The organism is Caballeronia sp. KNU42, from assembly GCF_053760385.1.
Genome location: NZ_CM132388.1, coordinates 1,214,676 through 1,238,285, shown reverse-complemented (window position 1 = coordinate 1,238,285; position 23,610 = coordinate 1,214,676). Strand labels below are relative to the sequence as shown.

The window sequence follows — 23,610 nt, the reverse complement described above, 5'->3', positions numbered from 1 at the left end:
GTTGACCGTTTGGAAATACTGGAAAACTCTTAAAAGAAGGGAGAGCTAACGAAATGATTGGTCAAGATCATTTTCGTCATTTGTATGAAAGCTAAAAAATGTATTTTGTCTGGGAGTTGTTTGTATAAAGTCGGGTATAGCCCCAACAGCGAACAACTTGAATCAATGCCTTCCCGGCAACGCCAACCTGCGTTCAAACAGCCGCTGCACGACTTCCAGCACGCTGCACAGCACCCAATACACCAAGGCGGCAGCAAGATACAACGGCAATGGCTGATACGTCGCGGCAATGACCTCCTGCGCGCTCCGCAGTAACTCGGTAACCGTAATCACGGAAACCAGCGACGTATCCTTGATCAAGCTGATCAGGCTGTTGGAGAGACTGGGTACGGCAATGCGCAGTGCCTGCGGACCAATCACATAGCGCAGCGTCTGCATCCTCGACAAACCCAGACTATAAGCCGCGAGCCACTGGCCACTCTGGATCCCGAGAATGGCGCCGCGCATGCTTTCGGAAAGATAAGCCGCCGCATTCGCCGACAACGCGATGACCCCCGCCGGCGTGGGATCAAGCGAAATACCCAGGCTCGGCAGTCCGTAATAGATCACGAAGATCTGCACCAGCAGCGGCGTCCCGCGCATCACACTCACATAAACGCGCGCCATGCCGACCAGCGTGCGGCTTCGGCTGATGCCCATCGTCGCGAGTATCGTGCCTGCGATCAGGCCGAAGAACATCGAATAGACCGCGAACTTGATCGTCAGGACGGCGCCTTGTGCGAGGGCCGGTATGGATTGAACGAGCAGGGATGTCGTGGACATGGGGCAATTGAGTAGGCGTAACGTCGGAGGCGGGTATCAAATGCAAAGGGCGGCATCTCTCAAGAAGCCGCCCCGATGCCGAACGCTTGAGGGTCCGGGGTTTATTTCGCCGGCTTCGTCACGTCGATACCGAACCACTTGTCCGAGATCTTCGTAAACGTCCCATCGGCTTCAAGCTGGGTCATCGCGTCATCAATGGCTTTCTCGAACTTAGGATTGCCCTTCTTGAACGGAATGCCCGACGGATTGCCCGGGCCCACATTCGCACCCGTACGCAGCGGCAACTGCGAATTCTTCATCAGGTACGCCAGCATCAGGCGGTCGTTCAACGCAGCGTCCAGACGGTTCGACGCGAGATCGCGCAAGTACTCGGGTGCGCCCGGATACGTCTTTACATCGATACCCGGCACGGCCTTCGCCATGTCCATGTAGTTCGTGCCCAGACCCACGCCAAGCTTCTTGCCCTTGAGGTCTTCAAGCGACTTGAAGTCGCGCGTATCGTCCTTGCGCTGGATCAGTTGCGCATTCGAATACGTATAGGCCGGCGAGAAATCGAGCGTCTGCTTGCGGGCATCGGTAATGCCGACCTGGTTCACGATCACATCGAACTTGTCAGCCTGCAAGCCCGCAATGATGCCGCTCCATTCAGTCGTCACGAACTCAGGCTTCACGCCGAGCTTTGCTGCAACCGCCTTCGCGATGTCCACGTCGAAACCGACCAGTTCACCTTGCGGCGTCTTCGAGTTGAACGGGGGGAAGGTACCTTCCAGGCCAATGCGCAACGTACCGCGTTGCTTCACCGAATCCAGCAGGTCTTCCGCGTGGGCGACGGCCGACAGCGATGCGCCGATCAAGCCTGCCACGAGCACTTTCTTGAGGAGGGAGAGTTTCATGAGTGTTTGCCTTTGTCCTGGTTTTTATCAGTGATCTGAAGTGCGGCGATGATAGCCAAAACGCAATGCCCTCTTTCAGATCGTTTGCTCATGTGGATATGAGCCAAGCATGGTGAAAAGGAAAGCCGCGTCACGCAGGGAAAGCTGCATCACGCAGGGAAAGCCGCATCACGCAGCGGCGCTCGTGCGGGCCAGCGCTTCGACGCATTCCGTCACGAGCGCCGGGCCGCGATAAATCAGGCCGGTGTAGATCTGCACGAGCGACGCGCCCGCTGCGAGTTTCTCGCGCGCGTCGTCGCCCGACATGATGCCGCCCACGCCAATGATCGGCACCTCGCTGCCCAGCTCCGCGCGCAACTTGCGGATCACCGCATTCGATGCTTCGAAAACCGGCTTGCCCGACAAACCACCGGCTTCATCGCCGTGTTTCATGTTCGTCACCGCGGTGCGCGACAGCGTGGTGTTGGTCGCGATCACGCCATCAATCTTATGACGCAGCAAGGTGGCGGCAATCTCCTTGACCTGTTCGTCGTCGAGATCGGGGGCGATCTTCAGCGCGAGGGGCACGAGCTTGCCGTGCATGTCGGACAGACGCTGCTGTTTGTCCTTCAGCGCGCCGAGCAGCGCGTCGAGTTCGCCCGCGCCTTGCAACTGGCGCAGGTTTTTCGTATTCGGCGATGAGATGTTGATCGTCACGTAGCTCGCGAACGGGTAGACACGCTCGAGGCAATACAAATAATCCTCGGCGGCGCGTTCGATCGGGGTATCGGCATTCTTGCCGATATTCAGCCCCAGCACGCCGCGATATCGCGCAGCCTTGACGTTCTCGACGAACTGCTCGACACCGCGGTTGTTGAACCCGAGCCGGTTGATCAGCGCCTGCGCATCGGGCAGGCGAAACATGCGCGGGCGCGGGTTGCCGGGCTGCGCGCGCGGCGTGACCGTTCCCACTTCGATGAATCCAAACCCGAGCGACGCCAATCCATCGATACACGCTCCATCTTTGTCCAGCCCTGCCGCCAGCCCGACCGGGTTGCGAAAGCTCAGGCCCATGACGGTACGCGGCGAATCGGCGGCGCGCTCGGCGAGCATGCCGGCCAGGCCGGTGCGGCCGGCGGCGCCCAGCATGCGCAGCGTCAGGTGATGGGCGTCTTCCGCATCCATGCGAAAAAGTTGCGCGCGGGCGAGCGGGTAGAGGGAGCTGAACACGAGGAAAGGCCGGAGCGGCGTAAATTGAGACGCGCCATTTTAACGGCTTTGAGCAGGCGCGCCGAAAAGCGATGACAAGTGGATGAAAAGGTTATCGGTGGGGCCGGCTTTCGCCTTTAGCGCCGCGCCCTGTCCAAAGGCATCTTGCCGGGCATGGGCGGCGTTCCGGCGGAGTGCATGGTAGTGGGATCGAGCAAGTCCCAGCGGCCGTCGATCAAGCCCTCCAGCGGCCGGAAATTGGCCTTGTACGCCATTTTGTCGCTCTCGCGGATCCAGTATCCGAGATAGACGTGGGGCAGATCCAGGCTGCGCGCCTGCTCGATTTGCCACAGGATGTTGTAGGTGCCGAAGCTGGTGTGCGGCAGGCCGGGCTCGAAAAATGTATAAACCGATGAAAGCCCGTCGCCGAGAATGTCGATCATGCTGATCATGCGCAGCGTGCCGGGCTCGGGCGGATCGTCGACGAGACTGCCGGACAGGCTGGTATCGGGGTCATCGGGATTGCCGGTGCGCACAGGTTCGCGGAATTCCACCAGGCGCGAGTTGATCCGGCTTTGCAGCAAAAATTGCTCGTACTGGTCGCGGCTGTCGCGATCCATGCCGCCGCCCGCGTGCCGCGCCGACTGATAGCGCATATAGAGCGCGTAATGTTCTTCGTCGTAGTGAAGCGGCGCGACGCTCGCCACCAGAGCGCCATGCTGCTTCCAGATGCGCCGCTGGGTGCGGTTCGGCTTGAACTGGTCGATGGCCACGCGCACCGGCACGCAGGCGCGGCAGCCGTCGCAATACGGCCGATAGGTAAACACACCGGAGCGCCGGAAACCCGCCTTGACGAGCTCGGTGTAGACGTCGGAGTTGATCAGGTGACTGGGCGTTGCCACCTGGGAGCGCGCAATGCGTCCATCCAGGTAGCTGCAGGGGTACGGCGCCGTTGCATAGAATTGCAACGCCGAAAGCGGAGAAAGCGGCAGCTCATTGGGGTGAGTCACGTTGGCAGCTCTCGTTCTAAGCGTCTATCTTCGCGTCTATCTCGTTGACCGCCCCAACCGTGCCGCAGCGCTTCGATGCAGGGCGGAAAACCTCGGTCGTGTCGCTATCTGTGTCACTATCTTTGTCTTGCGTGCTTTGCATCACGTCTGACCATCACGTTCGACAAGTCTGGATTCGTTCGCGAATACCAAAGTGTGCATCGGCTGGTGTTCCGGACCTCGTTCAAAACCGCCGCTTTCAAAACCGGCCATGTTCATTCAGGCGGCAACACGGGTGGCCGAAGCGTCTCGATCAGCGCGGTTTTGTCGAAGCCCCACGGGACCGGCGGCTCGCCGACCGCCCCGCGCAGATGTCTCACAAATGCCTTGCGGGAGATCTCCCGGCCGCCCAGCGACGCCAGATGCGACGTATTCTGCTGGCAGTCTATCATCTCTATTTTATGGTGGCGCAAGTGTCCGATGAGTGCCGCGAGCGCGATTTTCGACGCATCGGTGCGATGCGCGAACATCGATTCGCCGAAAAACATGCGCCCGAACGACACGCCATAAAGACCGCCCACGCGCTTGCCTTCAAACCACGTTTCAATGCTGTGCGCCCGTCCTTCGCGATGCAGCGAGGAATACGCTTCCACGATATCCGCCGTGATCCACGTGCCGCGCTGGCCTTCGCGCGGCGTCTGGGCGCACGCACGCATCACGCCGGCGAAATCATCGTCCACGCGAATTTCCCACGACGCCTCGCGTAACACGCGCCGCAAGGTTTTACGCAGCGAATCGGAGACTTTGAATTCGTCGGGAATCAGCACCATGCGCGGATCGGGACTCCACCAGAGCACCGGCTGGCCGTCGGAATACCACGGGAAAATGCCGCGCTGATACGCATCCACCAGACGGCTGCTCTGCAATTCAGCGCTGGCCGCGAGTAATCCGGGCGCGCCGCTTGCCTCGCCGAGCGCGCGCTCGACGGGAGGGAACGGATCGTCGGAAGCGAGCCATGGAACCATGATTCTCGGGGGCGCTCAGCCTTCGCGCAGCGAGCGGAATATGTCGCCGGTATGCAGCGCGTAGTTGCCGGCAGCGCGGTCGGCGAAGAAGAAGCGCAGCGTCTGCCCGACTGTCGGGAAGGCGATTTCGTCCCAGGGGATGTCGCTCTCGTCGAAGAGCTTCACTTCGAGACTTTCTTCACCGGCGTCGATGTCCAGATCCAGCAGCCGTGCCAGGTAGAAGAGGTGCACCTGATGCACATGAGGCACGTTCAGCAGCGTGAAGAGGCTCTGGATTTCGACGCGTGCGCCGGCTTCCTCGAGTGTTTCGCGCGCGGCGCCTTCGCTCGTGGTTTCGTCCATCTCCATGAAACCCGCCGGCAAGGTCCAGTAGCCGTAGCGCGGTTCGATCGCGCGCCGGCACAGCAGCACCTTGTCGTCCCAGACCGGCACGGTTCCGACCACGTTGCGCGGATTCTGATAATGCACCGTGCCGCAATTAGCGCAGACGTAGCGCTGGCGGTTGTCGCCAGGCGGAATGCTCAGGCTGACCTCGTGGCCGCAGACGGAACAGAATTTCATAGAGGAGAAGTCTGAAAGTGTCGTGCGAGTGTATCACCGAGCTTGGGGCTGGCGGCAGCGCGGGCGCCAGTCGAAGAAAGGCCGGGGTGTGCGATTGTCGTGCACTTGTCCGGATGACCGATGAGCCCGGATTTGGCATAACCGGGCGGACGCGTGCAGCCGGCTTCTCGCTACAATAAGTGCTTCGGACGCAACGCTTCTAGCGCTGCCCATTTCACCGTTTCACGGCTTAGACAACTCCCCCGACGATGTCCACCACGCCCGCCGCTCCACGCCCGCCCATGCTGTCCACCGCCGACGCGCTCGCTACCTTGCTGGCGGCCGCGCGCCGCGTGGATGGCACGCAAACCGTCGATACCTTCGAAGCGCTCGGGCGCGTGCTGGCCACGGCGGTCGTGTCGCCGCTCGACGTCCCGCCCATGCGCACCAGCTCCATGGACGGCTACGCGGTGCGTGCCGCGGATCTTTCCGGCGCGTCCGATGCGCACGCCGTGACGCTGCCCGTGTCGCAGCGTGTGCCGGCTGGCCAGACGGCCGAGCCGCTGGCTGCAGGCACGGCCGCGCGCATCTTTACCGGGGCCACCGTGCCGCCGGGTGCGGACACCATCGTGATGCAGGAAATGGTTCGTGCCGACACGTCCGGCGCGACGTTCTCGAACGTGCCGCCGGAGGGGGAATGGATCACCCAGCAAGGCGCCGATATCCGTCGCGGCTCCGTGATTCTGCCTGCCGGCACGCGGCTTACGCCGCAGGCGCTGGGGCTCGCGGCATCGGTGGGAAGCGCTGCGCTCGACGTGGTGCGCAAAGTACGCGTGGCGGTGTTTTTTACCGGCGACGAACTCACCATGCCCGGCGAGCCGTTGCGCCCCGGTGCGATCTACAACTCGAATCGTTTCACGCTGCGCGCGCTGCTCGCGAAGCTGGGTTGCGACGTAACCGACCTCGGAATCGTGCCTGATTGTCTGGACGCAACCCGCGAAACCTTGCGGCACGCGGCGCGCGATCATGACCTGATCCTCACGTGCGGAGGAGTCTCGGTTGGCGAGGAGGATCATGTGAAACCGGCGGTGGAGGCTGAGGGGCGCATTTCCATGTGGCAGATCGCGATGAAACCCGGCAAGCCGCTCGCGTTCGGTGCGGTGCGGCGCGGGACGGTGGATCAATCGGCCTTGGAAAACAGCGGTGAGGCGTTTTTCATCGGATTGCCCGGGAACCCGGTTTCCAGTTTCTGCACGTTCCTGCTGTTCGTGCGGCCGTTCATCCTGCGGCTGGCGGGCGCCGAAGCGGTTGAGCCGCGCGTCTACTCCATGCGCGCCGATTTCACGCAGAAGAAGGGCGACCGGCGCAACGAATTCCTGCGTGCCCGCGTGAACGAAACCGGTGGCCTGGAGGTGTTCGGGAATCAAAGCTCGGCTGTGTTGACATCCACAGTCTGGGGCGACGGTCTGATCGATAACCCGCCGAATCACGCTATCCAGGCCGGAGAGAGCGTGCGGTTTATCCCGTTTTCAGAATTGATGCGCTGAATTTGCGTCGAATTTGCGTTGAATTTGTGTTGAATTTGCGTCGAAGGCAATCATGAAAGTCGAATTAAGGTTTTTTGCGGGCGTGCGCGAAGCGCTAGGCGTGGCGAACGAGAGCGTGGATGTGCCGGACAGCGTGTCCAGCGTCGGCGATGTGCGCGCCTGGTTGCGCACGCGCGGCGGTGCATGGGCGGAAACGCTCGCCGAGGGCCGCTCGTTGCGCATGGCGTGCAACCACGAAATGACGGATCCGTCGCGCCGCATCACGGAAGGCTGCGAAGTCGCGTTCTTCCCGCCAGTCACGGGAGGCTGAGATGACCCGGGTACGCGTGCAGGAAGCCGATTTCGATCTCAGCACGGAAGTCGCCGCGTTGCGCGCGGACAACCCCAAGGTGGGCGCGGTGGCGTGTTTCGTCGGCACGGTACGGGATTTGAACGAGGGCCAAACCGTTCAGGCAATGGAGTTGGAGCACTATCCCGGCATGACCGAAAAGGCGTTGGAGGGAATCGCGGAACAGGCGCGGGAACGCTGGCCGGGTTCGGACGTGCTGATCGTGCATCGCGTGGGCAAACTCCTGCCGCTCGACCAGATCGTGCTGGTTGTGACAACCGCCATGCACCGGGCGCAAGCGTTCGAATCATGTGCGTTCGTGATGGACTATCTGAAAACGCAGGCGCCGTTCTGGAAGAAGGAAACGACAGAACACGGCGAGAAATGGGTCGATGCCCGTGAATCCGACGACGCCGCGGCGACCAGATGGAATCTGGGGGCGCCCAATAGGACGGGGCTGTGAATAAGCGGCAACGAGTTGCAACAATCAGCTGCGACCGGCGCCCCGTTCGGCTGTGTCCCAGGCGCGGCCCGGGAATTCGCGCTTCTGGCCCCCTGCGTGCCGTTTACGAGTCGCTTGATTTGTCGCGTAGTTTGTCGTTTTCAACGCCCGACAGCCCAACTGGAAATGGCTTGCCGTGGCTCCGGTCGGGCATCTCCGTCGCAGGCTCGTTTTCGCTGCCGCCTGTGCGCAGGCGCTTGAGCGACGCCAGCAAAGCGACTTGCGCGTCCGGAATGGCGTAGTCCCAGCCGAACTTGCTCAGTTGCAGGCTTTGCGCAATACGCAGGGCAGGCTCCATGAACTGCACGGCTGCGGCGCTCTCGTAGCGGATGTTGACGGGATCGAGGAAAAGCGTGAGCCAACGGGCGAAGTGCTGGGGTTCGATATCGCCGAGAGGGCGGTGCGCCTCTTGAACGTTACCCCTGTACCCCTTCGTTCCAAGCACGAGGCTTGACCAGAACGTCGTCATTTTCGCCAGATGCTCATCCCAGCGCCCGGCGAGCTCACGGGCGAAGATTGGGCCGAGCAGCGGGTCATCGTCCACGCGCCGGTAGAACGCGTGGACCAGTTCGCGGATATTGGTTTCATCCGGTTCTGCGGCGCGGACGAATGGCGCCGGTACTGGGTTCGACTCGGGGTTCGGCTCGCTGGAGGACTCAATCACGGGCTTGCTCATAAGATTCGATGACAGGATTCAGTGGGGATTTAATCTGGCTGGCGCAACGCTGATAGCGGCTCTTGAATCGGTGGACCCAATTTCGACCCTCGGGACTAGTAAATCAGTAACATTCCACGCGCAGCAGGTATTTCACGGAAACAGAATAAACTAGCAATGTATCGCCGAACAGGCCAGAAAGCGGGCGATCGGCCATGCGACGATTACGCGACTGATTACGCGAACAACGCGAACACCCATGCGACTGACCGATTACACCGACTATTCGTTGCGCGTCATGCTCTATCTGGCCATCCGGCCCGAGGGGCTGTCGACGATCCAGGAGATCTCCGGCGCCTACGGGATCTCCAAGAACCATCTCATGAAGGTGGTGCAGCGGCTGGGGGAGCTGGGCTGGGTGGAAACCGTACGCGGCCGTAACGGCGGCCTGAGGCTCAATCCTCGTACACTGACGCTGAGTATCGGCGAGGTCGTGCGCAAAACGGAGAACGATTTTTCGATAGTCGGCTGTTTCGCCGATGAAAGCGAGGCCCACCGGCATTGCGTGATCCAGTCACATTGCCGTCTGCGGGGGGTGTTCGCCGCCGCGCGCGATGCGTTCCTCGCGGAACTCGATCAGCATACGGTCGGCGATCTGGCGTCGCCGGCTGATGAGCTCGCGGTCGTGCTCGGCATTGTGCGGTTCATGCCGGCAGCGGCGGGCATGGATCGTATCGCCGGACATAGCTGACTGAGCTTCCCGACACGCGCCGATTCCGAGCGCAGCCCGTGCTGGTTGTTCGACCTGGATCAGTCCGCGGCCGTCGCGATCCGATCACAATTCTCCCATGACGCCCGCGTTCGACGGAAGCCAGCGTACGTTGCCGTTCCCGACTCGACATTTTTGCGCACCATGACCGCAACCAACCGCTATTAACCGTCCGCCACCACCCAAGCGCGTCAATCGGCATTTCGCAGAAAAATGCGGCTTTTGGGCAGTGGAACGCTTGAAAGTGCCGGATCACGCCTCATTTTGAACACATCCCGATTTGGAGGTCTCAATATGAGAATCGACAAGCTAACCACGAAGTTCCAGGAAGCACTGGCTGACGCGCAGAGTCTCGCCGTCGGCAATGACAATCAATATATCGAACCGGTTCACCTGCTTTCCGCGCTGATCGCGCAGCAGGACGGCTCGGCGCGCTCGCTGCTGTCGCAGGCGGGCGTGCAGGTTCAGGCGCTGCAAACCGCGCTCAAGGACGCCATGACGCGTCTGCCGCAAGTCCAGGGCACGGACGGTAATGTGCAAGTCAGCCGCGATCTCGCCGGTTTGCTGAACAGCGCCGACAAAGAAGCGCAAAAGCTCAACGATACGTTTATCGCGAGCGAGATGTACCTGCTCGCCATCGCCGATGACAAGGGCGAAGCGGGCCGTATCGCCAAGCAGCACGGCCTCACGCGCAAGGCGCTGGAAGCTGCGATCAATTCGGTTCGCGGCGGCGGCCAGGTGAATAGCCAGGACGCCGAGAGCCAGCGCGGCGCGCTGAAGAAATACACCGTCGATCTGACCGAGCGCGCACGCGCCGGCAAGCTCGACCCGGTGATCGGCCGTGACGATGAAATTCGCCGCTCAATCCAGATCCTGCAACGCCGGACGAAGAACAATCCGGTGCTGATTGGTGAGCCGGGCGTGGGCAAGACGGCGATTGTGGAAGGTCTCGCGCAGCGGATCGTGAACGGCGAAGTGCCGGAATCGCTCAAGAGCAAGCGCGTGCTGTCGCTCGACATGGCCGCGTTGCTGGCCGGCGCCAAGTATCGTGGCGAATTCGAAGAGCGGCTCAAATCCGTGCTTAGCGACATTGCCAAGGACGAGGGCCAGACCATCGTTTTCATCGATGAAATCCATACCATGGTGGGGGCCGGTAAAGCCGAAGGCGCCATGGACGCGGGCAACATGCTCAAGCCGGCGCTGTCGCGCGGCGAGCTGCATTGCATCGGCGCGACGACGCTTGATGAATATCGCAAGTACATCGAAAAGGACGCCGCGCTCGAGCGCCGGTTCCAAAAGGTGCTGGTCGATGAACCGTCGGTGGAAGCGACCATCGCGATCCTGCGCGGTTTGAAGGAACGGTATGAGCTGCATCACGGTGTTGAAATCACCGATCCGGCGATCGTCGCGGCGGCGGAGTTGTCGCATCGCTACATCACGGACCGTTTTCTCCCCGACAAGGCCATCGACCTGATCGATGAAGCTGCGTCCAGGGTCAAGATGGAAATCGATTCGAAGCCCGAAGAGATGGATCGGCTCGATCGCCGGTTGATCCAGTTGAAGATCGAGCGCGAAGCCGTCAAGAAGGAAAAGGACGATGCATCGCAGAAACGCCTGCAGTTGATCGAAGCTGAAATCGAGCGGCTGGGTCGGGAGTACTCCGATCTCGAGGAAATCTGGATGGCGGAGAAAGCCGCCGTGCAAGGCAGCGCGACGCTGAAGGAAGAGATCGAGAAAGTGCGGGCAGATATCGTGCGGTTGCAGCGTGAAGGCAAGTTGGAGAAGGTTGCCGAATTGCAGTACGGCAAGCTGCCCGGGCTTGAAGCGCAACTGAAGCAGGTGACGCAGTCCGAGACCGCGGAGCAGACCAATCCCACGCGGCCGCGTCTGTTGCGCACGCAAGTGGGCGCCGAGGAAATCGCGGAAGTGGTGTCGCGTTCCACGGGCATTCCCGTGTCGCGGATGATGCAGGGCGAGCGCGAGAAACTGCTGCAGATCGAAGGCAAGCTGCACGACCGCGTGGTGGGTCAGGATGAAGCAATCGGCGCGGTCGCCGATGCGATCCGCCGTTCGCGCGCCGGGTTGTCGGACCCGAATCGTCCGTATGGTTCGTTCCTGTTTCTCGGGCCGACAGGCGTGGGCAAGACCGAGTTGTGCAAGGCGCTCGCGTCGTTCCTGTTCGATTCGGAAGATCACATGATCCGTATCGACATGAGCGAGTTCATGGAGAAGCACAGCGTCGCGCGCTTGATTGGCGCGCCGCCGGGTTATGTCGGCTATGAGGAAGGCGGTTACCTGACCGAACTCGTGCGTCGCAAGCCCTACAGCGTGATCCTGCTCGATGAAATCGAGAAGGCGCATCCGGACGTGTTCAACGTGCTGCTGCAAGTGCTCGACGACGGCCGCATGACCGATGGGCAAGGGCGCACCGTGGACTTCAAGAACACTGTCATCGTGATGACGTCGAATCTCGGCTCGCACGTGATCCAGGCGATGGTCGGTGAGCCGCACGAAGCGGTGAAGGAAGCGGTCTGGGAAGAGGTCAAGCTGCACTTCCGGCCGGAATTCCTGAATCGTATCGATGACGTCGTGGTGTTCCATTCGCTCGACCGCGAGAACATCCAGATGATCGCGAAGATCCAGTTGCAGCGTTTGCATGAGCGGCTCGCGAAGCTGGAAATGCAACTCGACGTGTCGGATGCCGCGCTGGAACACATCGGCAAGGTGGGTTACGACCCGGTGTTTGGCGCACGGCCGTTGAAGCGCGCGATCCAGCAGCAGATCGAGAACCCGGTCGCGAAGCTGATCCTGGCCGGCAAGTTTGGACCGAAGGACGTGATCCCCGTCGATATGCGGGATGGCGAGCTGGTGTTCGACCGCGTCGTGCATTAAGACGTGTGGTGAAGGCGCCCGGCGATGTAGGTTGGGCGTCGTTCGTCACAACAAAAAGGGGCAACGGAGTGATCCGTTGCCCCTTTTTACTATGGCCCAAAAACCCGGCCGAAAGCCCCTTAGCCCTTTAGCCCCTTAAGCCTTCGGTTCTTCGCTCTTGCCGAACAAGCCTGCCAGACCGCCAAGTCCACCGAGAGACCCCAGCAAACTGCCAACGTCCAGCTTGCCGTCCGCCGGCACCTGGCCGTCCGGCGTCGCGTGGTTCACGAGATGCGGCAGCACCGCAGCCAATATGCCGGACACCTGGTCGCCGGACAGGCCGGCTTTCTGCGCCAATTGGCCGACCGCGTCCGAACCGAGCACGTTGGTCACGGCGTCCGAGCTGATGGGTTTGTTTTCGCCGTTACCGACCCACGACGAGACGATGTCGCCCGCGCCGTTTTCATGGAAACGCTGAATCAAGCCGTTCAGGCCGCCTGGCTGGTTATTGACGAACTCCGTCGCAATGGCGATCAGTCCGGACTGCGAGCCGCCGCCCTCAGACGAATTGCCGAAGGAGGAGGCGAGGGTATCGAATAGGCTCATGGCTGTCTCACTTGAAACGATGCTGGTTAGATGCCGTCCGGCGTGATGCGGGTTTGCTTCTGCCGGACGGAAAACATGCCGTCCATTACGGATACGGAGCGGCCAAATTGTGACGCTGCTGCAAGGCGACATGGGCTGCTTGAATTCGAGCTTGAATTCGAGAGACGCGCACAGATGGCAGTTCCACGCGGCTGTTCCATGCTCGGGATTCAGCGCCGAATTGCGTCGCCGTCCTCAGGTTGCTGCCGCGTCGCTCGCGGCTTTCTTTTTCTTGGACTTCTTCGACGCTTTCGCGCCGCTCGCACCCGACGCCGCGTCGGCCGTCGTTGCTGCAGCCGGCGTGCTCGCTGCCGCGTCGGCCTTGGCTTTTTTACCCTTCTTGCCCTTGGTGGTTGACGCAGCGTCTGCCGTTGCCGCCGGCGTCACTGCGGGCGTCGTAGCCGTGGTCGCGGCGGGTGAGGTCGCAGCCGTTGCGGCCGTTGACGATTTCACCGTCGATTTGGCGGGCGCCGCTGCGCCTGCATTGGTCGCAGCCGGCGTCTTGCTGGCCTTTGTTCCGGTCGGCGGCGCGGATGAACCGCCAATCGTCAGCCCCGCCTGCTCCAGGTTCGTCACGGACTTCGTGCCGAGTCCTTTCACGCGGCTCGCGAGATCGTCGGCGTCCTTGAACGGACCGTTCTTCGTCCGTTCATCGATGATCGCCTTCGACTTCACCGGCCCAAGCCCCTTTACCGCTTCAAGCGAAGTTTGATCCGCCGTATTGACGTCGACTGCCGCGAACGCGGCGCCTATGGACAATGCAAGGGCCAGACAAAGCATCAACAGCTTTTTAAGCATGACAAGTACTCCAGGTTGAAAAATAAAAAGTGGAATCGATGCCGGCCTTACTGGATGCCTGGCCAGAAGTCCAACAAGCATAGGACAAAATGCGGGTCAGGATAATGGCAACGCCCTCCGTCCGGTGCGGGTGGGATTATTTTTTACAACATGACTGACTATTATTCTGCCGGTTGTACGTACTCCGCTGTTCGGTTTCAATTTTGTTTAGCGATTATCACCAGACTCATGGCGGATGCGGGCGGCTCGCTCCATATTTAACATTTTCCGGATATAAGCTTGTCGAAATCGATGCTATCGCGATTTGATTCTTCCGGATTGATCGTTCGCTTTTGATCCCTATCAACCTTTTGTCTTGATTTTCGCAAACGCGCCGCGTACTTCGAATTTCACGGTATCGACGACCACGCCCTGGCGGTCGACCAGTTCCAGCGTGTGATGCCCCGGCCACGGCAGCCACGCCATTCGTGCCATTTGAGCGGAAGGCCCGGCCGATTTGCCGTCCAGCCGCCACACGCTGCCCGCAGGCGCGCTTTGCGCGCTCTCGAACCAGACCCGCTGGCGCGCGGCGGGAATATCGGGATCGAGCGCGAAAATGGTGCCGTCGGTGGGCGAAGCGATTCGTGCCGTGCCGTTGCGAACGGCCGCGCCTTCTGCATTCGCCGACAGCGCAATCCGCGACATTTGCGTCCCGCTCAGGAACCAGTCCTCGCGCGCCGGTTCGATATCGTTTTGATAAACGATGCTCGCGCGCACCACGCCCGGCGGCGCGGCTGGCGCATGGCTTGGCGTGCGCCGGTGCAGGTAGTTCACGAGCGCGGCCCATACGGGCGCGGCGCCCGTGACGCCGGAGACGTCCCACATGGGCGCACCGTCCGCGTTGCCGACCCACACGCCGACCGTATAACGCGACGTGTAGCCGACCGCCCAGTTGTCGCGCATGTCCTTGCTCGTACCCGTTTTCACAGCGCTGAAAAAGCGCGTGGCGAGGACGCTGTCGAAGCCGAAGGTGCGGGTGCGCGCGTTGTTATCGGCGAGGATGTTCGTTACGATAAAGCTCGCTTGCGGGCTGAATACCTGGCTGCCGGGAGGCGTCGGGGCGCGCGCCGGCACATCCGAAATTGGCCCGGTGACACCGCCGTTCGCAAGTGTCCGATACGCGTTCGCAAGCGTTGCGAGCGTCACGTCGGCGCTACCCAGCGCGAGGCTAAAGCCGTAGTAGTCGCCGGCTTGCGTGAGCGGCAGGCCGAGCGACACCAGTGTTTTCGCGAACCGGTGCGGCGTGACCATCACCAGCGTGCGCACGGCCGGCACATTCAGCGACGACCCCAGCGCCGTGCGCATACTGACCCAGCCCTTGAAGTCGTGATCGTAGTTTTGCGGGATATACAGGCCGCCGCCGGTGGCGAGATCGAGCGGGGCGTCATCGAGCAGAGAGGCGGGCGTGAGGCGTTTTTCGTCGATAGCCTGAGCGTACAGGAACGGCTTGAGCGTCGAGCCGGCCTGTCGCAGCGCGACGACCGCATCGACCTCCGGTGCGTTCGACAACCCCCCAGCCGAGCCGACCCACGCAAGAATCTCGCCGCTGCGGTTATCGATGACAATTGCCGCGCCGTCGTGCACGTTGCGCTGATGCGTGCGCGAGTTGAGTTCAAGCAAGGTGCGCGCGAGCGAGTCACGGGCGAAGCGCTGCAGCGAGGCGTCGAGCGTGGACCGGACGCGTGCGCCCGCTGCCGGATGCACTTCGGCGGCCACACGGCGCGCGAAATGCGGTGCGAGCGCGTCGTCACCCGAGGGGCGCGGCGAGGCGGACGCAGTGCGCGTGAGCGTCAATTGCACGTAGCTGTCGAGATTCGCGCACGGGTCCGTTGCCGATGGCCGCGCCCGGTTCATGTCGCGCAAAATGCCGCAGGCCCGCGCCGATACCTTCGCGTAATTCGCATTCGGCGCCCGCACCAGCGCGGCCGTGAGCGCCGCTTCACGTTCATTCAGCCCGGACGGAAATTTGCCGAACAAAGTCTGCGACAGCGCCGATAAACCCACGATCTCACCGCGAAACGGCACGAGATTGAGATAAGCCTCGAGAATCTGGTCTTTGCGCCAGGCGTGATCGAGCCATAGCGCGCCGACCGTCTGCGTCGCTTTCTCGCCTATCGAGCGGCGACCCGGCCGGCGATCTTCATCGATCAGACCGGTCAGTTGCATGGTCACCGTCGACGCGCCGCGCGTACGCGTGTTCCACAGGTTCGCCCAGGCGGCAGCAGCGGCGCCGCGCCAATCCACGCCGCTGTGCTCGTAGAAGCGCTTGTCCTCCGACACGACGATCGCCTCGCGCAACGCCGGCGATACGTCCTGCAACGCGACCCAATCGCCGCGCCGCTCGGTTGTATCGATACGCGTACGCTGCAGCGGTTGACCATCGCGGGCGAGCAGCACCCAGTCGGAACTGCGCCAGCCCGCACGCACTTCGTCGAAGCTCGGCAGCGCCTTCGCCGAGCTGGCAAGCATGCAACCGATCAGGGCGAAGGCGGCGCGTTTCATCGCGTTATTTGGCGGCGGCCAATGGCGCGACGACCATCGTCGCATTGGGAATCGCGCCAAATACGGACGGTGCGTAGAGCGCCTCCACGCGCGTAGGCGGCAAGCCGAACGTACCCGCGTTGTTCAGCCGGACCGTGTATTCCACTTGCAATGTCCCCTTCGGCAGATAGTCGTAATACGCGCGATATCCATCGAAACCGCGCTCGACAAACGCCGGCCAAGCGCCTTTCGGGCTCTTTTCACCTTCGGTCGCCGCTTCGGAGTCACGGCCGAGGCCCGAGCCGAGGATCGTTGCACCGGCTGGAATCGGATCATTGACGACGACCCATGTCATATCGCTTTGGGCATCGATGTCCAGATGCACACGCACGATGTCACCCCGCGAGAGCGTGCCCTTGACCACGGGATCGACCGGCGTGATGGTTTTCGTGATCCGATATCCCGCCGCGAACGGCGCTTTCAACGCGACGGCCGCGAGGCTCTCGATGGTCGCCCAAGGTTTGCCCGTGCCGTCTTGCGTCAGGTTCAGCGTGCCGGATGCCCAGGGCAGCGTCACGTTGCGAGGATTCGCGGGCGAGACCGGCGCATTCCACGCGATCGCCTTTTCCACCGCACCCAGCGCAATGTGCGTTTGTCCGCTGACTGGCGTGTTTTCGAACACGCGCGAGAAGCGCTGCACGGCGAGCTTGCCCCACAGGTTCGACGTCGTGGTTTGCCACGCGCCGTTCGTCTGCAACGCGAGCAATCCGCCAATCAGGCGCGGCATTTCATCTTTCCACGCGGGGTTATCGGCGAAGATCAACGCCGTGCGCGCCGCGTTCGTTTCCGGGCCGGTCATGAGCCAGTAAAGGTCGTCATCGGCGGCGGTCGAGAAGACGAGGCGCGTGCCCGAGTACGTCAGGCGAGCCCGCAGGATCTGCTCGACTTGCGCGCGCTGGTCGTCGCGTTGCGCGATGCCATCGACGCGCGAAAGGATCGAGTAGTAGTCGAGCAGCGCGGACGTCGGCCATTGATTCGGCGCGATGGTGATCGAGCCGAGCATGCGCGGCGCGGCCAGCCCGTAGCGCGACAACGCTTCGATTGCCGAGAGTTTCACGAAGTCCAGGTCCTGTCGCGGCGACCAGAACTTGCGCTCGATCTTGCCTTCAACGAAGTTGGTCAACGCACCCGCGAGTTTGTCGCGCAAGTCGTCTGGTAGCGCGTAGCGGGAGTCCGCTTTTGATGCTTCATCGCTGACCGCGAGCAAGTAGGCCGACAACGCCGGACTGCCGTAAGGGCGTGAATCGTCGGATGGCGGAAAATAGTTGGCGAGCCCGTCGCTGTCCAGATACGACGGCATGCGCGCGATCACCGTCTGCCATTGCGTGAGGTCATCGAGACCCAGCGCGCGTGACGTTTGCTGCTCGAGGCAGTTATACGGATAACGTTCGAACCAGCGGCGCACGCCCGGCAGGCCATCGGCGAGTTTGGGCTGCATCGTCACGACAATGCCGCCGCGAATCTGTCCATCTGCCGATGCCACCGCAGTCTCAGGCGGCGCCACGGGCAACGCGAACGTACCGTCGACCTGCGTGATCGTCGCTTGCTGCACGGTCACGGGAATCGCGGGCACTACGCGTTGCGTGAGTTTGACGGCATCGGCGGCTTTCGGACCGCCTTGTTCAGCCGCGTTCACTTGCCAGTTCAACGCGCCCGTTGCAGCCATGCCGATAGCGTCCGGCGTCTTCACGTCCCACATGATTTCCTTCGATGAATCCGGCGCCAGCGTCACGTTTTGCGCGGGAAGATCGAGCGTTGGAACATGCGGCGTGACGACGACTTGCATCGTCCGTGGGGTCGTATTGCGCAGCGTGAACAGTGCGCGGAACTGGTCGCCCACGCGCACGAGCGGCGGCAGGCCCGAGATCAATTGCAGATCCTGCGTGCTGCGTATCGATGTACTGCCGGTACCGAATTGCCCCGCACCCACGGCGCCGATCGCGACAATGCGGAAACTCGTCAGCGCGTCGTTGAGCGGAACATCGACCGATGCTTCACCGTTCGCATCGAGCGTCACGCGCGGGTTCCAGAGCAAGAGCGTATCGAACAGTTCGCGTGTCGAGCTATGTCCGCCGCCACCACCGGCTGGCACGGCTTTGCGCCCGAAGTGACGGCGTCCGATGATCTCCATTTGCGCCGTCGATGTCTCCACGCCATACGCGCGCCGTTGCAGCATGGCGTCGAGTACGTTCCAGCTTTGATTCGGCATCAGTTCGAGCAGGGCTTCGTCGACGGCGGCGAGCGCGATCTGCGTGCCGGCCGGCGCGGGCTTGCCATCCGGCAGCGTGACGTGGACCTTGACATGTGCCTTCGAACGCACGGCGTACGACTTCGCATCTGTCGTGACCGTCACGCCGAGCTTGTGCGAGGCTGTCCCCACCTTGATCTCGCCGAGCCCGTAACGGAACGCGGGTTTTGACAAATCGACCAGCGGCGTAGGCGCTTCATACTGCCGCCCTTCGTACCAGAACGCGTGCACCCAATCGAGCGGCGCTTTCCAGCCCCACGTGAAGAACGAATACCACGGCACTTCGTGAATCCGTCCGCGGATCGCGAGCACGGACACATAGACGTTCGGCCCCCACGAGTCCTGCACTTTCAGCTCGACGGTCGGATTCTTGCCATCGAGTTGCACAACCTTCGTTTCCACGATCCCCTCGCGCTCCACCGCGACCAGCGCGGTCGCGAAGCGGAACGGCATGCGTACCTGGAAGCGGGCCGTTTCGCCGGGCTCGTAGGTGGTTTTTTCAGGCAGAACGTCGATGCGGTCCGTGTTTTCGCCGCCGAACCAGAGTTGATCTTCGCGTGTGACCCAGACCGATGTGGTCGCGTTCGCCACGCGGCCATCGCCGTCTTTGGCCGTAACGATCAAATCGACGTTGCCGGCTTCCTTCAGTTTTGCCTCGCAGGAAAGCAGGCCGTGGTCGTCGCTCTTGCCGCTGCAGAGCGTGCCGAGGTCCTTGGTTTCCGTATGGTTGTCGTACGCGTAGAAACCGCCGACCATGCGCTTGCGAGAGCTCGTCATGGTCCGTGCAACGCCACGAATTTCGAGTGCAACGCCTGCTCGCGGCTTGCCTTGCAAGTCGACTGCAAGCGCCTGCACCGGCACCGCATTGCCGACCGATACCCAGTCGCCTGCCTTGATGCCCGCCGCAACCGCCGCGGGCCAGAGCGTCGCGCTGCCGCGCAGCGTCTGGATCTCACCGTTCGGGTCCGCGAAGGTCGCTTCCAGCGCAAGCTGCTTCGGCGCTTCCACGACCGGCAGCGATTTGAGGGTGATAGTTCCCGTGCCGTTGCGGTCGAGTGTCAGCGCGGTTTTATCGGCGATGAGCTTGGCTGTCGACGTATCTTCCTGCGCGTTGCTGTTGTCGTCGTCACCTTCGGTTGCGGGCGCGCTGGCGCCATCATCGGCGGGTTTCTTGTACGGCGCAAAGCTGAACGATTCGAACTGCGAAGCAAATGACGGCGATGTGTCCTTCATCAGCGCCGACACTTGCACCGGCAGGTTCGATGCCGGTCCGCCCGACACATATTCAATCTGCACCGCAAGCGGCGCCGTGGTCGCGGCCACGAGCGCGCCGGTCTTCTGATCGCGAATGCCGATCGATCCCTTGAACACCGGCAGGCGGAATTCCTCCACGCGGAAATTGCCGGTTTCGATGCTCATATGCCTTGCGGAACCCTGGTCGGCGCTGCTGTTATCGCTGTCGTCGTCCGAGTTTGTCGAGCCGTCATCCAGCGTCACGCTGTATTCGCCGAGCTTCGCGGCGGCGGGAATCGGGAAGGTGGAATCCGCGCTGTGGTCGGCGGCCCATTTGAGCGGCAGATGATAGGTCTGCCCGCTACCCTCATGCCGGATCGTCACGCGCGAGGGCATATGCCCGGGAAACGCAAAACCGCTCAGCGTTTCTTCGCGCATCAAATGTTTCATCGATACCGTTTCGCCCGCGCGCAGCAGCGTCCGGTCGAACACGGTCGTGGCGCGCGTGGTTTGATCACGGCTCATATCGGTGGGCACGTTGAAGCGCCACGATTCGATCCCGCGATTCCAGTCTGAGCGCACGAACGCCATGTCCGGTCCGGTCTTCGGATCATCGACACGCGCCGAGACGAAAAAGCCGGAATCGTCGAGGCTCTTTTCATCGCAAGTACGTGCCGATGCCAGCGGCTTGCCGATCGTCGCGATGCCCTGCGCATCGGTTTTCGCGGCGGCGACCTGATCGCCGTTGCAATCCGTGACGCGCACTTGCGCGTTCGGCACGGGTTTGCCGCTATCGAGCGCGGTCACCCACACGATGCTGTTTTCGCGGCCCTGCTTGAAGTGGACGCCCAGGTTGGTGACGAGCACGGAGGTGCGCACATACATGGCTTGCGGTTTGCCGAGCAACGATGCGCCCAGTGCCGGCGATGCCAGTTCGACCACATAAAAACCGGGTTTAGGCAACGGAATGCCGACCACTTCAAAAGGCCGCAGCGACTTGGGATCGGCCTGCGGCACGCTCAGGGTTTCAACGCCGGGCTGTTTCGCCAGCAACGACAGCGAGCGGATATCGATTTGCGGATCTTTCGCCGTGCTGCCCTGTGCGTAGACGGGCTTGATGCCGTTGCTCAGCGCCTGCGGCATCTCCTCTTTAATCTGCGCGACGGACATTGAAAAGCCATCGAAACGATCGACGGTTTTCATCCATTTACGAATCTCGGTGTCGGCATCCACGCGCAGTTTCGTCACGCTCGATGAGCCCGCGTTGAGCCCGTTCACCTTCAGGTCGGCCTCCACGTGGCGCAGCGTGACCGGCAACATGGCGGGCATATTCGGCTCGGCGAAACGCTCGATGATCCCAAATGTCGACGATGAAAACTTGGCGAGCGGCGGCATGGGCGCCGTCGATGTCTTCAGCGGGAAGAGGTCCGCGTTCGACAGCGCGCGGCCGCTGGAATCCTTGAGCCCGGACGGCAGCTCTATCGATAAATCCGCGTGTTCAGGTAACGGCGCCGCGAACTGGACGCTGGTGATGTCGTTGTCTTTTTCATCGGGATCGAACTGAGGCGAAGTCTTGCCGCCCGGGCCGTGCAGGGTGATCTTCTCGGCATCGGCACGCGGCACGGGCGAGCTGAAGCGGATGCGCAGCGGGCGCAACGGCGTGCAGGGTGCCTTCGCGTTTTCACGTTCGCACGAAAAACTCGCGGTGAAGGGTTCGCGGACATCGAAGTCGAAACGTTTCTCCACGTCGTTCGCGAGACCGCTCGGGCCGGCTACGCCCGCGCCGTACACGAGTTGCATCTTCGTCGCGGACGGCAGGGTTTGCTGGCAGGCGAGCGTGAGCACGCGGGCGCTGTCTTTTTCGAGGCGGAAATGTTTGAGGAGGGCGGCGCGCGAGGCGGCGTCGACGGTCTTGACCGGAATCCGGTTCCCCAATCCATTCGATTCGCACCAGATGTCTTGCAGTGCGGACGCCTCCGTCGCGGGGCCGTTCAGGCGAAGCACGAAGATCTGGTTTTCTTCTATCTCGCCGCCGCCGGGCATGACCTGGGTGACAAACGGGCCGCCGGTTTCGAAGCGGAACTGGCGTGGACCGGTGAGCGCGTTGCCCGCGGTGGACTTGAGCCCGTCTTCCAGCGCGACCGAGCAGCGCATGCCGGGCGTGAGGTCCTGGGCGAAATCGAAGGCCCAGGTTTTATCGTCGATCCAATGAGCGGAACCCGCCGATGATCCCCCGCTGCAATGGACCTGAGCCGGCGCCTTGGCTGCGGGGTCTCCGAACGCGATCATGGCTTCGTCGAACTTGACGATCACCTGGCGTACCTGCGTGACCTTACCCTGTGGCGATACGCTGATTGTGCGGGCGGCGTCGGCGCGATGCGTGGTGCCCAGCAAACCAAGGGCGAACACGGAAGCGGCGGCAAGCACCGCCAGCGGCCAGCGTTGTTTTTTTATGTCGCGGATCATCGCACTCGTTCCAGGGTGGCCAAAACGCAGGCGATTCTACCGGAGTGTTACGTCATCCTTGCCAATTGTTTTCAATTTATGACAAGACGTGTGAATTGATTGCATCGAGTGCGCGGTTGTTTCGATTGAAGCTAAACCGGCTCCGCCCCTGCGCGCACGCGATCGTCCGGAATATGCCGCGTGCTGATCCGCCGCCAGTAGAGGAACAGTCCGACCCCCGCCACGCCCAGGCTCGCCGAGTTCGCCACCCAGAACCCGCGTGCGCCTTGCAGCCAGGTGGGTGCGTAACCGCCCACGTCGAATCCGAGCAAGTACCCGCCGCCCAGCCCGATGCCCCACAACGCGACCGCGTAGATCACCGTGGGCACCACCGCCACCTTGTAGGCGCGCAGCACGAAAGCCGTGGTGATCTGGAGGGCGTCGAAGAAGTGATAAAACACGACGATGGCCAGCAACGGCATGGCCGCCGCGATCACCTGGCTGTCGGGCGTGTAGGCTTCGAGCAAGTACGGCCGGAGCGCAAACAGCGCCGCGCCGTACACGCATGCGATACCGCACGACAACGCAATGCCGTGGCGGGCGAGAGAACGGGCGGCATCGAAACGTTGAGCGCCGAGGGCTTGCGAGACGAGGGTCGCGGACGCCACGCCAATGGACAGCGGCGTCATATAAAGCACCGCGCCAATGTTGCCGGTGATCTGATGCCCAGCCAGCGTAGTCGTACCGAAGTGCGAGATGAACAGCGCCATGAACGTGTACGACGTCACTTCAATCAGGTAGGACAGCCCCATCGGAATGCCGAGTTTGAGCAGCGCCTTCTGTCGATGCCAGACGGGCCAGCAAAATCGCGAAAACACGCCGAACGGCCGGAAGAACTCGACCCGCACAAGCACCGTCATTCCCACGATGGCGATCAGCCAGTTGATCATTGTGCTGGCGATGGCGCAGCCCGGACCACCGAGCGCCGGCACGCCGAAACCGCCGAAGATGAACCACAGGTTGAGCGGGATCTTCAGCATCAGCGCGCCGACCTGCAGGAACATGACCAGGCGCGGTTTGCCCACCGCGTTCGTGAGCGAGCTATAGACGCGAAATGCGAGACTCGCGGGCAGTCCAAGCGACAGGATGCGCAAATAGGCGAGGGTGCGCTCGTGCAGGGCGGGGGGAGCATCGGCGATGCTCAGCAGAGGCTGGGGAAAATACAGGCAAACGAAGCCAATCACCGACAACACCGCCGCCAGCCATAACGCCTGCCGGACTTCCTCGCCAATCTCGGCTTCGCGCAGCGCGCCGAACAATTGCCCGGCGATGGGCTGCAACGCCGTCAGGATGCCCGTCAACCCAATATAAACAGAGATGTAGATCGACGAACCGAGGCCGAGCGCGGCGAGATCAGTAGCGGAATATCGGCCGACCATGGCCGTATCGATCACGCCGAACGCAATGATCGCCAACTGCCCGATCAGCACCGGCCACGCCAGGGCCACGATCTTGCGGACATCCGGCCACAT

Annotated in this window: 17 protein-coding genes; 5 read left to right on the top strand and 12 right to left on the bottom strand. The window is 62.1% G+C overall.

The features are described 5' to 3' along the window. Window positions 1-162 precede the first annotated feature (162 nt). The 6 genes from ACSOSP_RS05430 to ACSOSP_RS05405 form a co-directional block, all read right to left on the bottom strand. Window positions 163-822, bottom strand: a complete 660-nt coding sequence (locus ACSOSP_RS05430) for an amino acid ABC transporter permease (protein WP_455309961.1) — start codon at window positions 820-822, stop codon at window positions 163-165. A gap of 101 nt (window positions 823-923) precedes the next feature. After that, the gene (locus ACSOSP_RS05425) at window positions 924-1,715 is read right to left on the bottom strand and encodes a cystine ABC transporter substrate-binding protein (protein WP_455309960.1); all 792 of its coding nucleotides are present in this window, start codon (window positions 1,713-1,715) and stop codon (window positions 924-926) included. A 168-nt stretch (window positions 1,716-1,883) separates the two neighbouring features. Further along, entirely contained in the window at window positions 1,884-2,924 is a 1,041-nt protein-coding gene (locus ACSOSP_RS05420; protein WP_455309958.1) for a quinone-dependent dihydroorotate dehydrogenase, read from the bottom strand. A gap of 116 nt (window positions 2,925-3,040) precedes the next feature. Continuing rightward, a complete protein-coding gene (locus ACSOSP_RS05415; RefSeq protein ID WP_455309956.1) occupies window positions 3,041-3,913 on the bottom strand; it encodes an arginyltransferase in 873 nt (290 codons plus the stop codon). A 254-nt stretch (window positions 3,914-4,167) separates the two neighbouring features. After that, on the bottom strand, window positions 4,168-4,917 hold the full coding sequence (aat, locus tag ACSOSP_RS05410) for a leucyl/phenylalanyl-tRNA--protein transferase (RefSeq protein WP_455309955.1): 750 nt from the start codon (window positions 4,915-4,917) through the stop codon (window positions 4,168-4,170). 15 nt (window positions 4,918-4,932) lie between these two features. Beyond that, window positions 4,933-5,478: an NUDIX hydrolase gene (locus tag ACSOSP_RS05405; RefSeq protein WP_455309954.1), complete on the bottom strand. Its 546-nt coding sequence runs from the start codon at window positions 5,476-5,478 to the stop codon at window positions 4,933-4,935. A 281-nt stretch (window positions 5,479-5,759) separates the two neighbouring features. Here ACSOSP_RS05405 and ACSOSP_RS05400 point away from each other — a divergent pair, with 281 nt between their 5' ends. From ACSOSP_RS05400 to moaE, 3 genes are read left to right on the top strand one after another with little or no spacing between them, the layout of a single operon-like run. Further along, window positions 5,760-7,004, top strand: a complete 1,245-nt coding sequence (locus ACSOSP_RS05400) for a molybdopterin molybdotransferase MoeA (protein WP_455310860.1) — start codon at window positions 5,760-5,762, stop codon at window positions 7,002-7,004. A 52-nt stretch (window positions 7,005-7,056) separates the two neighbouring features. After that, on the top strand, window positions 7,057-7,314 hold the full coding sequence (moaD, locus tag ACSOSP_RS05395) for a molybdopterin converting factor subunit 1 (protein ID WP_031356459.1): 258 nt from the start codon (window positions 7,057-7,059) through the stop codon (window positions 7,312-7,314). Between the two features lies 1 nt (window position 7,315). Then, window positions 7,316-7,795, top strand: a complete 480-nt coding sequence (gene moaE / locus ACSOSP_RS05390; protein ID WP_455309953.1) for a molybdopterin synthase catalytic subunit MoaE — start codon at window positions 7,316-7,318, stop codon at window positions 7,793-7,795. A gap of 103 nt (window positions 7,796-7,898) precedes the next feature. Here moaE and ACSOSP_RS05385 read toward each other — a convergent pair whose 3' ends face one another. Then, on the bottom strand, window positions 7,899-8,498 hold the full coding sequence (locus tag ACSOSP_RS05385) for a group III truncated hemoglobin (RefSeq protein WP_455309952.1): 600 nt from the start codon (window positions 8,496-8,498) through the stop codon (window positions 7,899-7,901). A 250-nt stretch (window positions 8,499-8,748) separates the two neighbouring features. Between ACSOSP_RS05385 and ACSOSP_RS05380 the strand changes: the two genes are divergently transcribed. Together ACSOSP_RS05380 and clpB are read left to right on the top strand one after the other, a co-directional pair. Beyond that, complete coding sequence (locus ACSOSP_RS05380) at window positions 8,749-9,240, top strand: Rrf2 family transcriptional regulator (RefSeq protein WP_455309951.1); 492 nt, start codon at window positions 8,749-8,751, stop codon at window positions 9,238-9,240. Between the two features lie 312 nt (window positions 9,241-9,552). Continuing rightward, window positions 9,553-12,150, top strand: a complete 2,598-nt coding sequence (clpB, locus tag ACSOSP_RS05375) for an ATP-dependent chaperone ClpB (protein ID WP_455309950.1) — start codon at window positions 9,553-9,555, stop codon at window positions 12,148-12,150. A gap of 135 nt (window positions 12,151-12,285) precedes the next feature. On the opposite strand, the gene ACSOSP_RS05370 is transcribed toward clpB, so the two are convergent. The 5 genes from ACSOSP_RS05370 to ACSOSP_RS05350 all read right to left on the bottom strand — a co-directional run bounded on the left by ACSOSP_RS05370 (window position 12,286) and on the right by ACSOSP_RS05350 (window position 23,610). Continuing rightward, window positions 12,286-12,735, bottom strand: a complete 450-nt coding sequence (locus tag ACSOSP_RS05370) for a YidB family protein (RefSeq protein ID WP_455309949.1) — start codon at window positions 12,733-12,735, stop codon at window positions 12,286-12,288. Window positions 12,736-12,969: 234 nt separating this feature from the next. Then, window positions 12,970-13,572 carry a ComEA family DNA-binding protein gene (locus ACSOSP_RS05365; protein WP_455309947.1) on the bottom strand — a complete coding sequence of 201 codons (603 nt, stop codon included), beginning with the start codon at window positions 13,570-13,572 and terminating at the stop codon, window positions 12,970-12,972. A gap of 342 nt (window positions 13,573-13,914) precedes the next feature. After that, on the bottom strand, window positions 13,915-16,113 hold the full coding sequence (pbpC, locus tag ACSOSP_RS05360; protein WP_455309946.1) for a penicillin-binding protein 1C: 2,199 nt from the start codon (window positions 16,111-16,113) through the stop codon (window positions 13,915-13,917). Window positions 16,114-16,117: 4 nt separating this feature from the next. After that, a complete protein-coding gene (locus tag ACSOSP_RS05355) occupies window positions 16,118-22,099 on the bottom strand; it encodes an alpha-2-macroglobulin family protein (RefSeq protein WP_455309945.1) in 5,982 nt (1,993 codons plus the stop codon). A 131-nt stretch (window positions 22,100-22,230) separates the two neighbouring features. After that, window positions 22,231-23,610, bottom strand: a complete 1,380-nt coding sequence (locus ACSOSP_RS05350; protein WP_455309943.1) for an MATE family efflux transporter — start codon at window positions 23,608-23,610, stop codon at window positions 22,231-22,233.